Origin of the sequence: Niastella sp., assembly GCF_045805085.1 — a bacterium.
GTDB lineage: Bacteria > Bacteroidota > Bacteroidia > Chitinophagales > Chitinophagaceae > Niastella.
Window position 1 is genome coordinate 1 of the sequence record NZ_JBJMLX010000203.1, and the last position, 16,146, is coordinate 16,146.

Annotated in this window: 10 protein-coding genes; 1 reads left to right on the forward strand and 9 read right to left on the reverse strand. The window is 45.1% G+C overall.

Annotated elements, in window-relative coordinates:
* Positions 1-2,593, reverse strand: a 2,593-nt coding sequence (locus tag ACJ751_RS10420; protein WP_407745430.1) for a SusC/RagA family TonB-linked outer membrane protein, incomplete at its 3' end; no start/stop codon positions are given.
* 226 nt (positions 2,594-2,819) lie between these two features.
* Positions 2,820-7,163, reverse strand: coding sequence for a two-component regulator propeller domain-containing protein (locus tag ACJ751_RS10425; protein WP_407745431.1), 4,344 nt, complete (start codon positions 7,161-7,163; stop codon positions 2,820-2,822).
* 509 nt (positions 7,164-7,672) lie between these two features.
* On the opposite strand from ACJ751_RS10425, the gene ACJ751_RS10430 reads away from it, so the two are divergent.
* On the forward strand, positions 7,673-8,086 hold the full coding sequence (locus ACJ751_RS10430) for a hypothetical protein (RefSeq protein ID WP_407745432.1): 414 nt from the start codon (positions 7,673-7,675) through the stop codon (positions 8,084-8,086).
* A 107-nt stretch (positions 8,087-8,193) separates the two neighbouring features.
* On the opposite strand, the gene ACJ751_RS10435 is transcribed toward ACJ751_RS10430, so the two are convergent.
* The 7 genes from ACJ751_RS10435 to ACJ751_RS10465 all read right to left on the reverse strand — a co-directional run bounded on the left by ACJ751_RS10435 (position 8,194) and on the right by ACJ751_RS10465 (position 15,658).
* A complete protein-coding gene (locus ACJ751_RS10435; protein WP_407745433.1) occupies positions 8,194-9,282 on the reverse strand; it encodes an efflux RND transporter periplasmic adaptor subunit in 1,089 nt (362 codons plus the stop codon).
* Complete coding sequence (locus ACJ751_RS10440) at positions 9,279-12,560, reverse strand: efflux RND transporter permease subunit (RefSeq protein ID WP_407745434.1); 3,282 nt, start codon at positions 12,558-12,560, stop codon at positions 9,279-9,281. The genes ACJ751_RS10435 and ACJ751_RS10440 overlap by 4 nt, the downstream gene beginning before the upstream one ends.
* 9 nt (positions 12,561-12,569) lie before the next feature.
* On the reverse strand, positions 12,570-13,763 hold the full coding sequence (locus tag ACJ751_RS10445) for a TolC family protein (RefSeq protein ID WP_407745435.1): 1,194 nt from the start codon (positions 13,761-13,763) through the stop codon (positions 12,570-12,572).
* Between the two features lie 33 nt (positions 13,764-13,796).
* Complete coding sequence (locus ACJ751_RS10450) at positions 13,797-13,973, reverse strand: hypothetical protein (protein WP_407745436.1); 177 nt, start codon at positions 13,971-13,973, stop codon at positions 13,797-13,799.
* A gap of 133 nt (positions 13,974-14,106) precedes the next feature.
* Entirely contained in the window at positions 14,107-14,481 is a 375-nt protein-coding gene (locus ACJ751_RS10455; protein WP_407745437.1) for a hypothetical protein, read from the reverse strand.
* A gap of 170 nt (positions 14,482-14,651) precedes the next feature.
* Positions 14,652-15,062 (reverse strand): nuclear transport factor 2 family protein, encoded by a 411-nt coding sequence (locus tag ACJ751_RS10460; protein ID WP_407745438.1) that lies wholly within the window; start codon positions 15,060-15,062, stop codon positions 14,652-14,654.
* Positions 15,059-15,658, reverse strand: a complete 600-nt coding sequence (locus tag ACJ751_RS10465) for a TetR/AcrR family transcriptional regulator (RefSeq protein ID WP_407745439.1) — start codon at positions 15,656-15,658, stop codon at positions 15,059-15,061. Before ACJ751_RS10465 ends, ACJ751_RS10460 begins: the two co-directional genes overlap by 4 nt.
* Positions 15,659-16,146: the final 488 nt, after the last annotated feature.

Genomic DNA, 16,146 nt, shown 5'->3' on the forward strand with positions numbered 1-16,146 from the left:
TAACCGCATCTTTTTTCAAAATGTACTGGGTGTTGTATTGCGGATATAAAGGATTGGAGAATGGTACAGCATCGAAGTCATCGAGCGTATAATAGCCATCATTCACATAGCCATACATGGCGCCAATCTGTTCGCCCACTTTCAACATGTAGTCAGCGGGGAAGTTATTAGCGCTGAACCAGCCTGAATTACGCAATAACTGCTGGTTTTGACCAAGTGAAGTGATCTTATTTTTGTTAAAGGCAATATTGAAGCTGGCATTGTAATTAAAATTTTTGGTGCTTACAATGTTGCCTGAGAGTTGTAATTCCAACCCGATATTCCTTGTAGAACCTGTGTTCTGAAACTGATTAATATAACCCGAGGAAGAAGGGATGGCCTGATTTAGCAGCAGTTTGCTCGAATTATTTATATACCCGTCGATGGTAGCAGAAAGCCGGTTATTGAACATGGACAGATCAACGCCAACGTTCTTTGCCACCTGGCTTTCCCACATCAGCTCTTCATTACCCAGGTTGGCTGGTATAAAGATACCGTTGAGCGCACCATTTAAACCATAGCCGCCATTTGCGGGTGAAGTGTACTGCGTTCTGTAAGAGAATGGCGTAATGCGGTTATTACCTGCTCCCCCATACGTAAACCTTAGCTTCAGGTCGTTGATCAGGTTACTTTTGAAAAAATTCTCGCGGCTAATGCGCCATGCCACAGCGCCTGAAGGGAAATACCCCCACCGGTGGGTTTCACCAAAGATAGAGGTACCATCTGCACGCAGGGTGAATTTGGCATAATAACGTTGATCGTAATTATAGTCGATAGTTCCAAAGAAAGATGCCAGGGAGGTAGGAACACGGCTTGAGCCTGCCAACGGCTGCGGAAACGCACTGGTGGAAGCAGCAGCCAGTTGCAGGTTGTTGAATGCCTGGTCGGCTGTAGTGCCAACCGGGAAATACCGGATATCCTGTTGCGTAGTAGTGTTTACTGTTTTCTGCGTTTCCTGTCCCACCAGTACTGAGAAATACCCTTTAGGGCTCAGGAAGGAGGGATTCAAATAAGTCAATACATTTGAATTCGATATTTGCAACCCTTCCTGGCTGCCGAGCGAGATCAATGGCATCTTTTGGTATGATTTGGCATTGTTTGTCAATGTATCATCAAAGGCCTGGTTCCTGGTGCGGGTTGAATTGACGCCAACGGTTGAACGCAAACTAAGGTTCTTTGCCAGGTTGATCTGGACATAAGCACTTAAATTAAGCTGGGTATTAAGCCGTTTTCTTGTTTCTGCATTTGCCAGCAAAACGGGGTTCAGGATATTGAAACCGTTCCCTGCATTTTGCAGATCGAGCGTAGCGTCATAAGTGTCTTCTTCTTCACCTGCTAAAATAAGTGGTTTGTAACGGGTGTATTGACGTAACCGGTTTGAACCGGCGCCACCAGCATCTGAGGTGCCGGCCCCGTTGATCCGCTGATCGGTATACCGGGCGGTAAACCCAAAGCGAAAGATGTCTTCACTCCCTTTGTGGTCGAGGCGGAAAGCGAGGTTTTTCCTATCGAGATCGGAATTGATAAGAATACCTTCCTGTTTGTTGGCCGTTACACTTAAATTATAGGTGGTATTGGCATTGCCCCCCGATAAGCTTATGTTATGTGAAGATTGCAATGCGTTCTTACCCATTGTTCGTTCCTGCCAGTCGTAAGTTGGATAATCTTTATAAGCCTGTACCCCATCCCATAATACATTAGAACCAGTATAGCGGGTAATTGAACTATCGGCCCGCCACATACTTTTTTCATACTGGTATTCTACAAAATCATACGCATTCATCATGGGTATCTTTTGTGCCAGTTGCTGAACACCATAATACATATTGTAATTGACAACCGTTCTGCCATTGGTATTTTTACCGCCTTTGGTGGTAATCACCACTACCCCGTTGGCGCCTCTTGAACCATAAATAGCAGTGGAAGCCGCATCTTTCAATACGTTGATGGAGGCAACATCCTGGGGATTTAAAACATTCCATGCATTGTCGGTAATCACCCCATCCACCACATACAATGGTTCAGAAGTTTGAGTGATAGATCCCCGGCCACGTACATTGATCACGGCATCTGCGCCCGGCGCGCCTTCAGACATGGTTATCTGCACCCCAGCCAGTTTTCCCTGTAAAACTTCGGCAATGTTGTTCAGCGGATTATCTTTCAGGTCTTTTGAAGTAACCTGCGAACTGGAAGCCAGCAGATCTTTTTTGGCTACAGCCTGGTAACCGATGATCACGATCTCATCCATTGACCCAAAAGTTTTTATGAGCGTGATATCGATGGTCGTTTTCTGACCAACTGTCACTTCATGGCTGGTATAGCCAACGGACGTGAAAACAAGTGTGGGATTTCCTTCGGCAGGAAGGGAGATGCTGTATTTGCCGTCATTGTCGGTTTTGACGCCGATCTTACTTCCTTTTACACCTACAGATACATCACTTAAAGGCAATTTTGTACTATCTGCAATTACACGTCCTGTTATGGTCCGCGTCTGGCTCCATGCTATGTTCACACAAAAGAACAGGAGCCCTAAAAAAGAGAGGTTTCTTTTCATATGCAAGCTGGCAGTTTGGGTTTGATGAAAGGACCAAACCTATTTGTAAGCCGCTGAAAAGAGGTTCACATTTTACTTTGAAAGGTTTGTTTTTTCGTTCATGATAAATGCCTTATTGATAATCAGGCGCTAATAAATCATGAAGAATGAATCGGCAAAGGGCAAAGGGCAGAGGGCAAAGGCCTCATCGCGGCAACTCTGAACGCTGAACAGTGAACGCTGAACTTTAATTCTTTGTTTTCAGGTAGTCAGATGGCGACACCTGGTACTTCTCCCGGAAACAGGTGCTGAAATATTTGGGGTTACTGAAGCCCGACCAATACGCCACCTCGGCGATGTTGGTACTGCCTGCATCGAAGTATTGTTTGGAACGCTGCAACCGCATATCGCGCACAAACTCTACGGTGGTTAACCCGGTTAGACTTTTGAATTTTTTATAAAATGAAGACCGGCTCATGTTCATGCTTTCGGCAATGGTTTCCATATTAAAACCGGGATCTGTCATTTTATCCTCTACCACCCGAATCACTTCTTTCAGGAAAGTTTCATCGCCCGAGGTAACCACAATGGGTGAAGGACTCAGTTCGGTGGATGGCTTCTTATTCACCAGGGAATTGAATAATTTTTTCCGCTGACGCAACAGGTTGTCGATGGAGGCAATCAAAAATTCATTGTGAAAGGGTTTGGTAATGTAACAGTCGGCTCCATAGCGTAACCCTTCCATCCGGCTTTCAATGGAATATCTGGCCGACAGCAACACCACCGGGATATGGCTGGTATTGATGTCGTTCTTTATCTTATCCAGCATTTGAATGCCATCCATCACCGGCATCATAATATCGCTCAAAATCAGATCCGGGATCAGCTGGACAGCTTTCTTCCAGCCTTCCTCGCCATTTTTGGCCACCTCAACCCGGTAAAATTCACTCAACTGACTGCTCAGGAAGGTGCGCAATTCATCGTTATCTTCTACCAGTAATACCAGTGGCGCCTGCGGGCTGGCTGATGATTGTTCCAAATGCGAGTGTTCCAAATATTCCTGTTCAATATATACAGGCATTTCATGATGCCATGCTGAGACAACAGGTTCTTCCTGTTTATTTTGACCTGTACCCTGTTTTATTTTTACAGCAACTGTGAGGCCGCCTTTTTCATTATTTACCGCCCAAATATCACCGCCATGCAAATGCACCAACTCCTTCGACAGGGCCAATCCAATGCCGGAACCTTTTTGTGTAGGGCCTGGATGATCGGCTTCATAGAAGAGATCGAAAATATCTTTGAGTTTGCCGGCATCAACACCTGGCCCCTGGTCGCTCACGGCAATTGAAAAACTTTGTTCGGCCGGCAGTTGTGAGATAGTGATCGTGATCGATTTTCCTTCAGGCGTAAATTTCACCGCATTGGCCAGCAGATTAAAGATCACGATGTCCAGTTTTTCCGCATCTACCCAGGCTATTATTTCTTTCGGATCTGCATTAATATTCAGGTTGAGGTGTTTGCTGCGCAATGCCTCGTTAAAATGTTCACTGATCTTCTGCACAAAACTTACTACTTCCACTCTTGAAATATGCAAAGTTGCCTGGTGACTTTCCACCTTTCGCAGATCGAGCAACTGATTAATGAAGCGCACCATGCGGTTGGCGTTTTTGCGCGCCACCTCTACCCAGGCTGCGCCTTCTGTAGATAATTTCTCCTTACGCAACAGTTGCTCAATGGGATTAATGATCAGGGTAAGCGGTGTTCGCAGTTCATGGGAAATATTGGTAAAGAAATTCATCTTCAGGGCCGCCAGTCTTTTTTCAATGGCTATTTTGTTGCGCAGTCGTATCATGGCCAGGGCGTATCGCCTGATGATCACCAACAAGATTGCAATACATATTATATATATGAGATATGCCCACCAGGTTTTCCATGGTGGTGGCAGAATAGTAATGGCGACACTTTTATACGGTGTGTTCGAATACAGATCGGTACTGATACTTTTTACTTCAAACACATACTCTCCAGGCGGCAGGTTGGTGTAAGTAGTTCTTCTTTGTTGCCGGTCGCTGTGCCAGGTACTGTCAAAACCCAACAAGCGGTACACCAGCTCATGCCTGTTACCTGCACGTTGGTCCAAAATAGCATACTCGATACTAATAATGTTCTGGTTGTATTTCAAGGTAAGCGCCGAATCATTTCGTTCCGGGCCGGCGTCTTCATTATTGATCTGCAAATTGGTGAAGGCTATGTTGGCGGCAATGCGGTCATTATTGATGCGAACGGGATCAAAGGAAATGCTGCCCCTGGTGGAACCAAATACCAATTGTCCATCGGGTAACCGCGAACAGGCGGCCGCTTCTGAAAAACTGACTCCCGGTAATCCATCATACGAATCATAATTCCTGAAAATAGTATGCGCTGCATCAAACCTCGATAAACCATTCTCCGTAGCCAGCCACAAATTGCCCTGCACATCTTCAGCGCAACTCAAAACATAGTCATTGGGCAAGCCGTCTTTTGTTGTATAGTTCCTGAATTGTAACGATTGAAATGGCTGGTTACCCATGGCCAGACAAAAGCCTCCACCGGAAGTAGCCAGCCACATCCTGTTTTTCGAGTCGCGGAAAACAAACTGGATATCATTATTCCCCAGGCTGTTTTTATCGCCAGGTACTTTTCGATAAATGGAACAGGTACCTGCTCCATTACTGGTTTGCAGTAATAACAAACCATTGGTAGTGCCCGCCCAAATATTGCCGTTTGCATCCAACGCCATATGGCGGATCTTGGGATACGCATCTTTTGGATAATTTTTAAACAAACCAGCACCGGGCAGAAACTGTACAATATCTCCCTCTTCTTTTACCAGGTATATTCCTTTGTCAAAAGATCCGATCCAGATGCGGCCCTGTTTGTCTTCCAGCAGCGCATACACCTCCTTGCAGGGCAGGCTGCCACCATTTTTATTTATGGGAAGAAAATATTGCAGGTGATATTTTGTTCCTTCCTTATTAAGCGGCCTGGCTTTATATACCCCATTTGCTTTTGTGCCCAGCCAGATATTTCCCTGGCTGTCCTGCATTATAGTATATACCAGTCCCAACCCTTTTGCCGGTTCGTTATCAAAAAGTCCGGTTATCATTTTACCGTTTTGATAAACGTATAATTTACCACTTTTTGCACCCAGCCACAGGCGGTTATTTTTATCATAAAAAATACCGCGCACTTCGTTATCATATTTAGAAATACCCTGCTCAATCAACAATTGCTGTTGAAATACATTCGACTGTAATATGATCTTAATAAGCTGCCGTTCATTCGTGGTCAACCATAAAACGCCGGCTTTATCAAAATGAACTGAATACACATTGGCGGGCAGCGTGGTAATGCCTGCATCGGGCGTACTCAGGGTATATTCAAACTTTCCGCTGGCAGCATTATAATATCCAAAGCCACCCCCTTTCATCAGGCACCATACAAGGCCATTATTATCTTCCCAAAACCTTACATGGTTGTTGATGGCGTTCAGGCGATCTGTGTTCTGCCTGACGAAATGATTGAAGGATTTACTGACAGGATCAAAACGTATAACACCTTCGCTGTGTGGTTCTATCCAGATATATCCTTTCCGGTCTTCATACAGGGAATGAAGTGGAACCGCAGGTGAATAAATATTTGTAGTGATCTTTTTATCATCAAGGTTGAAGGAAATCAACTGCCCGGTGGTTGTAGTTGCGTAAATAACAGCTGCATTTCGTGAACACAATAAACCCTGCAGGTGATCGCCGGATATTTTATATGGAGAAAAACTTTTTGCGTCTTTATTATAGATGATCAGTTGGCCATCGGCAGTACCGAAATACAAATGTTCTGTATCTTCTACAACAACTGTGAAATCGGCATCAGTAATGCGGGGAATATTTATATGGCTGTTTTTATACTCACCGGCGATGGAGGGCACCAGGCAAGCCAATCCGCCAGCCGTTCCTACCCATATTTTCTTTTCCTTGTCTTCATAAAAGAAATTGATATCATTGGAAGGTAAACTATGATCGATTGGCAATCCCTTTTTGTAAGCGATCATACTGCCGGGCTTACTATCTTTTTGTGGCACACAATACACGCCTTCATTTACCGCCTGCAACCACACCCAGCCATTGGCAGCTTTCAGTATTTTGCTAAAAGTGATCTGTTGTTTTCTATCCTGATTGATGAAATTATACAGCGGCAAAAATTGTTCGCTTTTTTTATCGAAGCGATACACATGCCGGTCATAAGCCTGTATCCATAAATGATCTGCCTGGTCTTCTACTATCTGGTCTATACGATCGCTTCCCAATTGCGAACTATCGCCGGGGAATGATTTAAAGGAAATAAACGAACGGCCATCGAACCGGTTAATGCCATCCCAGCTACCAAACCACATAAATCCTTCCCGGTCTTTGATGGTACTGGTTACCGACTGGTGAGAAAGTCCGTTTTCGGTAGAGAAATATTCCACTTTACACTTTGGTTGGGCAGCAACGGTGGCTACCACCAATAAAAGCAATATAAGGGAGAAAATATGTTTGCAAGCAAATACCATATCGTTAAGCAGTTCTTTAATATCCGGCAACCGGCATATTTACCGATTTTATATAAATATGGGCATTTTTTCTATGCAAACGTTCCCGGTAATGCTCTTAATCGTGTCTGAGTTAAACCGCGTTTGGACTTCGCTCAGGACGCTCAGGATGCTTAGAGAATTCGTGACAAACCGGATTTCCTGTACACTGCCAGGCTTACTAACTTAGCTGTGCAAACTAACCATTAACCATAGCCTTCCCGTAAGGAGGCATTCTTATCCTACAGGTTTCCTGTTCTTTGCCCGGGTTTTTATGTGTGTAACAACGAGGTTCAGGCAAACCGAAAGGGTCGCATTATTGCGATCCTTTTTTAACAAAACATAAAGACACTTTGTGTCAAAAATTTTATAACCGGTCAATGTTTTTTTAGTGTTTTTATGGGGGTTGGATCGCCGATGTGGCGATCCTTTTTTGTGGCAGGGAATGGATTTTGCTTTAGTACCCTTATTTCACTTAAAAAGAGTCAACCATGAAAAGATTCGTTTTATTATTAGTCTCTACGTTCCTTACTTTTACTTTAGTGCATGCGCAAAAACCAGAGGTTATTACTAATAACAAGGCAGGCTGGCATAAGATTGGCGACGCCAGGGTTGATTTTAAAACCGATAAGGACAAATTTATTATCCTTGGTAAGGATAGATACAAAGCGCTTCAGGTAAAGGTACAAGACGCCCCTGTTAAAATGGAAAGCATGCAGGTAAGCTATGAAGGCGGTGGAACTGAGGATGTTGCCCTGAATACCGAATACAAACCTGGTGCTGAAAGCAAAACAATTGAATTGAAGAACGGCAGCGCTGAAATTAAGAATGTAACATTTGTTTATCACACAGTCTCGAATGCTACCAATTCAAAAGCCAAAATAGAACTATGGGGCTTGAAGTAATTCAATGTTTACCCAGTGGTTTTTAACAATAATGAGTCCTGGTGTATATCGCCAGGACTCATTTGCTTTTGGAGACCGTAGAAACAAATACACACTTGTTATAGGGACTATTTAATAGTTGTTCCTTCTTTTATTTCATCTGTAGCATGTAGCAATATTTCATCACCACCGGTAAGGCCACCAAATACTTCAGTGGAGTCTTTTGCTTTCAATCCTTCTTTTATATCAATCAAATGCGCTTTCCCCTCTTTAACTGTAACTACGTATTGCCGTTCGGTTGAACGTACGATGGCGTTATTGGGAATGAGTAAAGATCTCGCCTGGGACAACAGCGGCACTTTTACTTCTGCATACATACCGGGTTTGAATAGCTGCTTATCATTAAGAACATCTATTTCAATGGCCTCAGCACGCAAACCGGTCAGCGCATTGGCAGAACGGCTGATCTTTGCTTCGTGTGTTTTTTCTGGCATGGAATTGAAAACAAAACTCGCCGGTCTGCTCAAATCAACCTGGTCAACATATGCTTCAGGAATATACACTTCCAGCCTGAGTTTTTGCAAATGCTGTAACACCAGCATAGGCTGATCGTTCGATTTGCCGCCCGGCCCCACCAGTGCGCCGGAAGAAATGTTCCGTTGAATAATAACGCCGTCAAAAGGCGCAGTAATAGTAAGATAGTTTTTGTATTTCTTCATTACATCCACATTCGAACGTTCGGCCATTACAATGGCATCGTCTGCTTTCATCCGGGACAGAGCATTGTCGAGATCCAATGGCGCTACGGAGCCCGGCTCTTTTGCGGCTTCGTTCAAGCGGCGGTACTTTTCCTTGCTGGCCACGGCATTCTCCTGCGCCTGTAAAAATTTTGAATTGGCCAGTTGCACCTGCGATTCCATTTCGGGTGCGTCCAGTTGTGCCAGCACCTGGCCTTTTCTTACTTTTGTACCTCTGTCAACCAAAACATCCTTTACAAACCCATTTACTTTGGCATACAGGTTCACTTCCTCAAAAGGTTTTAATTGTCCGGGAAGTTTTACATAGCTCGCTAACGTGTTTTCGGTCACCCTGCCTGTTTCATATTTACCGGCTTCATTGGCCGCAGCCGATTTCACGGTAAGGTCAACGGGTTTTTCCACATGACCACAGGCGGATAACAGCACACTGAATATTATTGCTGCCCAAATATTTTTCATGCTTGACTATTTATTGTTGTATTGATTGTTGGGTTTGATTTTCCATTCATTACATGTTCTTTATGATCTTCTTCAGGCATCAGGGAAGGCGATTTATAAGATGCCTTTCGTTGCACCCAGGCAAATACCTGCGGCAAAACCAGCAGGGCGGCCAATGTAGAGGCGGCCAATCCACCTATCACTGCACGGCCCAGTGGCGCAGATTGTTCACCGGCTTCGCCCATGCCTGAGGCCATCGGGATCATCCCGGCGATCATCGCAAAACTGGTCATTAAGATGGGGCGTAACCGGATGCCCGCACTCGTGATCGCCGCTTTTGTCGCATCCCGATATTCCAGCCGTAACTTTTCTGCATTGGTAACAATCAAAATCGCATTGGCCACCGATACCCCGGTGCTCATGATCATGCCCATATACGATTGCAGGTTCAGGGTGGAACCGGTAAGCAATAACGCGACCAACGACCCTACGATCACCGCAGGAACGGTTGATAGTATCGTAAGCGATAATTTAAATGACTGGTAATTGGCTGCCAGCAACAGGAACATTACCAGCACGGCAAACAGCAATCCACTTTGCAAACTTAACAGCGTTTCTGACAACAGGTTCGACATACCGCGTACGTCTGCTATTATGCCTTTTGGCGGGGCGCCTACGGATTGCAATACCTGTTCTACATCACTGGTTGCTTTACCCAGGTCTTTCCTGAAAATGTTGGCGTTTATGGTGAGGAAGCGTCTGGGGCCTGAGCGGTCGTACTCACCCGGCACATAGGTAGTTTTAAATGCAGCAATATCACCCAATACCGGACTGCTTTGTCCCTTTATCAATGGGATCTCCTTCAGCTCATCCATGGTATTCATCACGTATTCGGGTATTTGCACCTGTACCTGGTAGGTATAGGCTTTGTCTTCATCCAGCCACTGGTTCTTTTCAGTAAACCGGCTCGATGAGGTGCTGGCAGTTACCGAACGGGCAATATCCTGTACATTCAAACCAAACTGGGCCGCTTTTAACCGGTCGATGGTAATAGACACGACAGGGAATTTCAACGGCTGGGCTATTTGTACATCGCGTAAATATGGAATGGCTTTGAGGCTATCCATTATTCTGGTAGCGTATTTTTCTATTTCCTGCATGTCCTTACCCGCTACTCTGATCTCGATAGGCGTTGCCGCGCCCTGGCTCATGATCTTCTCCGTCATATCGATGGGTTCGAACAGCACTTTTACATCCGGTACTTCCTGATGAATGTTCTTACGCAATGCATCCTTTAGTTCATCCATATTCACTTTGTAGTTTTCATCGAGGTTTACCTGCAGGATGGCTTCGTGGGTGCCGGTATTGAATATATACAGGTTACTGGTGCCATAGCTGCTGGGAATGATGCCTACATAGGCCGAAGTAATGCTTACATGGTGATCCACCGTTTTATCGATCACCTGTAATACCCGGCGTAATTTTTCTTCGGTACGTTCCAGCCTGGTTCCGTCGGGTGCTTTTATGCGTACCTGGAACTGACCGTTGTTGAGTTTGGGCATCATGTCCTTACCTATGACTACAAACGCTGCAGCGGCCATTGCCAGCACCAATACCAGGTAAGTAACCACTGTGATCTTCCTGCGCTTCATACTCCGTTGCAGAAAACGCATATACCGCAACTTTACCCGTTCAAACAGATCGTTCTTTTCCGGTTCTTTGTGTTCTTTATCCAGGTGCATGCTCACCTGTTTCATTTCACCCGAATCGAGCGCCTGTCCTGCATGCGCATGCACCGAACCATGATGATAATGCTGGTACCGGTTGGCCTTAATAAGCCAATTGCTGAGAATTGGCACCAGGGTTTGTGCGGCGATGTAGGAAACGATCATGGTAAAGCCAATGGAAAGTGACAGCGGTAAGAACATGGCTTTGGGCACACCGCTCATCAGGAAAGAAGGCGCAAAAACCGCCAGGATACACAACAGGATCAATAACAGCGGGAAGGCAATTTCCTCACAGGCATCGTAGATGGCCTGCCGTTTATTTTTACCCATCTCCAGGTGCTGGTGAATATTTTCAATAGTCACCGTTGCCTGATCAACGAGAATACCAATTGCCAATGCCAGTCCACTCAAGGTCATAATATTGATCGTTTGCCCAAACAGGCTTAACAATAGTAATCCTATAGATATTGAAACCGGGATGGTAATTACAACGATGAGGCTGCTGCGCAGATCGCGCAGGAACAATAACACCATTAAACCGGTCAGTAAGGCGCCCAGGGCGCCTTCTGTGGCCAGACTTTTAACCGCATTCACCACAAACACCGATTGGTCAAACTCGTAGGTAACTTTTACATCGTCGGGCAACAGACTTTGAATATCGGGCAGTTTTGCTTTCAGATCTTTCACCACCTGCCAGGTTGAGGCATCGGCTGTTTTTACTACCGGAATATATACTGAGCGTTTGCCATTGATGAGGGCGTAATCAACCGTAATATCCGCGGCATCGGCCACACGGGCTACATCTTTTATTAAAACCGGTACGCCGTTTTTGGTAACAATCGGTATATCGCCAAATTCAGTTACATTTTTTACCAGTGTATTGATGGTGGTAACATACATGGTATTATCGAGCCGCAGGTTACCTGATGGAGACATCACATTGAATTTGGCAAGGGCCGTTACCACTTCATCGGCAGTTAAATTATAACTGCGTAATTTATCGGGATCCACATTTACGGTAATGGCTCTTGAATTGGCGCCAAAGGGCGGCGGGGCCATTAACCCGGCCACATTCGCAAAGGATGGACGTATACGCGTAGCTGCCAGATCGTAAATCTCTTTCAGGCTGCGGGTTTTACTGGAGATAACCAACTCACCCACTGGCAACGAAGAGGCGTCGAACCTAACCACCTGTGGCGGCAGGGCGCCCGGTGGAAAAAACTTCATGGCCCGATTCACCTGCAAGGCTACCTGCGCCGATGCTTCGGCCATATCTGTTTTTTCATAAAAGCTCAGCTTCAGCATCGTGAGCCCCTGGATGTTCTTTGTACTGATGTTCTTCACGCCATTTACATACAGGAACTGGTCCTGCAGCCGGGTGGCAAAAAAACCTTCCATTTGCTGGGCCGACATGCCGCCATAACTTTCAATGACATAGATCGTAGGCAGATTTAACTGCGGAAAGATATCAACCGGCATTTTCAGCGCTGCCAGCACCGAAAAAAACAACAGGCTGACGGTGATCACTATATTGGAAATTGGCTTTTTTAAAGCCGAGGATACTAATGACATACTACCTGGTTAATTGGTGAATTGTAAAAGAGTGGGAACCTGGTTGCTGGTAATGGCTTTTTCAAACAGCGACTGGCAATACATGTACTTTGCCTTTATATAATCTGTTTCAGCCCGGTACAATACGGCCAACGCCGTATTCAACTCCAGGATACTGGTAAGGCCGTTCCTGTACAAAGAAAGTTGTTGCCGGTATGTGGCCTGCGCTGCCGCCAGCTGATGCGGAATTTCCTGCAACCTTTCTTCTGCCGTTACCAGTTGCGCATCTACCTTGCTTTCGCTGAGGTGTAACAGCATCTGTTGGCGTTGCAATTGTTTCTGCGCATAATCCGTAGCTGCTTCCTGGGTTTTTAATTGTACCTGTTTACGCTTCAGATCGAAAAGATCGTACGTAATGCCAACACCCACCAGGTAATTGCCGCGTTCCAACCCAATACCCTTCGATAATGATCTGAATTGATCACGGCTGCTGACACTGCTTCCCCGGCCCCAAACTGCGCCTTGTAAGGAAACGGTTGGCAAATAACTTTTTTTCACCAGGCGTTCCTTGTCAAGACTGTTCTGGTATAATGAATGGTAATAATTCAACAACGGATGATCGGTCATTACTGAATCAGCGGGCGCCGGCAGCGTTTGTTCCTGCGCAACGAGTTTGTTGATAAAATTGGTATCTGCCTGCAGCTGTTCAATGGGAATATCAGCAATAGCCGACAGCATTAATTTGTATTGTTCGCGCTGGCCTTTTAATTCAACATAATTCAACCGCAACTTCGAGATCTCCGCTTCAGCTATACTGGTATCCACTCCGGCTTTGATGCCGCTTTTTGCCAGCACCATTACCGAATGTTGTATTTCTTTATTCCGCTGGATATGCAGCAATTGAATGTTCAGCAATTCCTCCGTTCGTTGCCATTGCAAATAGTTATCGATGGCCATCGCCTGCAACTGGTATTTGCTTTGGTTAAATTTTGATTGTTCCACCTGCACTTCGGAAGCTGCCACCTGGCGACGGGCATTGTCCTCACCAAAATCATAGAGTGTCCAATTAACGGAAGCAATGGCGAGGTCGGTTAAAATGGTAGAGCTGTTGCCTTCATTGCGCACCCTTGAATTACCCGGCACAATGCCATAAGAAAAATAACCACCTGGCAAGTTATTATTGGTACCCAGATCGGCCTGCGCATTCAACTTAAATTCAGGCAACCGGTTGAACCGGGCTGCATTTTCCTGAGCCAGCTATATTAAAATAGCGGCAGAGTCGGCCGTGAGAAAGGCAGACCGGGTATTCACGCGGTCCAGTAGTTCTTTCAAACCACATGCACAGGTATCGGTTTGCGCCTGTACATTCAACCCAATAACCGACAGTCCCATTATATACAGGAGAAGAAAATTCGCTTTTCTAAATGATGTCATACGAATGGATGTAATGACCCGCGGTGCTGAAACAGCAACCAGGTCACCTGCATTAAAGTTTCAAATAAGAGGATAGTAATGCAAGCGGTGCTTGCATTAAATGAGCCGGTAGTCTTAGTAAGGGAAATATGTGTTATGCTGTAGGCGGGCCCCGCAGGAATGCATGTAGTAGTATAGGATCCTGTAATACCGAAACCTGGTAATATACAGGCCTGGGATCTACAATAAATGCTACGGGTTCTTGTTTGGAAAGAAAGGGAACCTGGAAAGTATCCTGGTGGAGGTATCGTTTATTATACCGCGGCTGAAATACCGAGAGCTTTTTTAGTGTGATGGTAATCTTACCGCTCCTGGCATTCGCGGGATCAACATTGGTGATGGAAGTTACATGCGCGCCACTGTCATAGCTAAAGGTATACTTTAAGTTCAGCTGAACTATTAAAAAAAGCAGATATACCCCCAGCACGCTTAGTTTGCCAATAAAAGACCGGAGCTTTTTAAGCCGCATGTGATAAAATTATAAAAAAATTCCAATGCTGTTATTACAATTGATTCCTTTAACCAAATGATTGCAAGATGGTTTTGCGCTGCCAGTGGTTGTATGCCGCCATAAAAAATGGCCACCTCCCATTACGAAGACAGCCGTTACGTATTGTGCTAAAACTGCGCCAGATAGACTTATTTATATCTTCTGTCCTTTTCCTCTATGGGGTACTCATTGGCGCTCATATCGCGGCGGCGCATCAGCCCTTCTTCATCAAATTCCCAATGCTCGTTGCCATGGGTGCGGTACCACTGACCACCGGCCTCGCGCCATTCGTATTCAAAACGAACCGAAATGCGGTTGTCGGTATAACACCACAGCTCCTTCATTAATTTATAGTCGAGCTCCTTTTGCCATTTACGGGTCAGGAATTCTTTGATGGCTTCGCGGCCGGTAAAAAATTCGGTGCGGTTCCGCCATTCTGAATTAACGCTGTAAGCCAGGGCTACTTTTTCAGGGTTTCTGGTGTTCCAGGCATCCTCGGCCAGTTTCACTTTCGCCAGCGCGGTTTCCCGGGTGAACGGTGGTTTTATTGTTGTACTCATGTTGTGAGGTTTGTGTCAAAGCAGAGTTGCAGATTCAATTCTACCAGTTTTTCAAGCTCTTTTTCGCTGTATAATCTTCTTGTGATATTGATCCCGTTCCACAAATTCAACAGGTGTTTGGCTAATAAGGCTGGTTGAATGGTGCTGGTCAGTTGTCCCACCTTCTGGGCTTTCGTTAATTCTTTATGGAACAACCTTTCAATTTCTATCAGTTTTTCTTTGGCAATTTTTTCCAGGTCTGGGTCCATCCCGGTTGTTTCTCCCAGGATGTTTACATAGAAACAACCTTTTGTATGCTCCATGGGGTCATCGGGATAGGCCACCTGCAGAAATATTATCCTGAGCGCTTCAACAGTGTTGACCTGCTTTGCAAACACTTCCTTCATGTTGCGGATAAACCGTTGGGCAAACCACTCAAACACTTTTATAAACAATTCCCGTTTGTTGCCGAACGCATTGTATAAACTGCCTTTGTTCATATCCATAGCCCTTAACAGATCTTCAGTTGACGCCGCTTCATAGCCTTTTATCCAAAAGACTTCCGCTGCCTGCCCCAGCGCTTTTTCCTCATCAAACAAACGGTTCCTTCCCGACATACTTGCTGTTTAGAGCACAAAAGTATCATTTTATACCAATCGGTCAAAAATAACCACATCTCATTGTGGTAATTCGGCAGGGTATCGCTGTCTAACGACAACACTCCTTTATCAGGCAGTAACAAGGTCAATAATTTTAACACATATACCTTTTGCAGGTTATACCGACAGCCATTCCGTTATTTCTTAAAGCTTTCAAAAAAAATTCCCGGCTAAAGACAATTTTTTTCCATTTAAAACGATATAGCGATCCCTTTTCTACTACTAACAATAGTAGATCTTCCAACTGTAACTACGGAAACGTTTCCGTTGAATTTCCGAAAAGTTCGTCCTTTTTGAATTTATTTCACTGCCTGTTTCTTCACCTTAATCTTAACAAATGATTGCGACGATTCGGAAATTCTGTTTTCTGCTGGTCATCCTCTGGTCATGTTTACCCTATGAATCAGCTGCCCAACAAAAAAGGATTTTCGGCAAGGTATTCAACA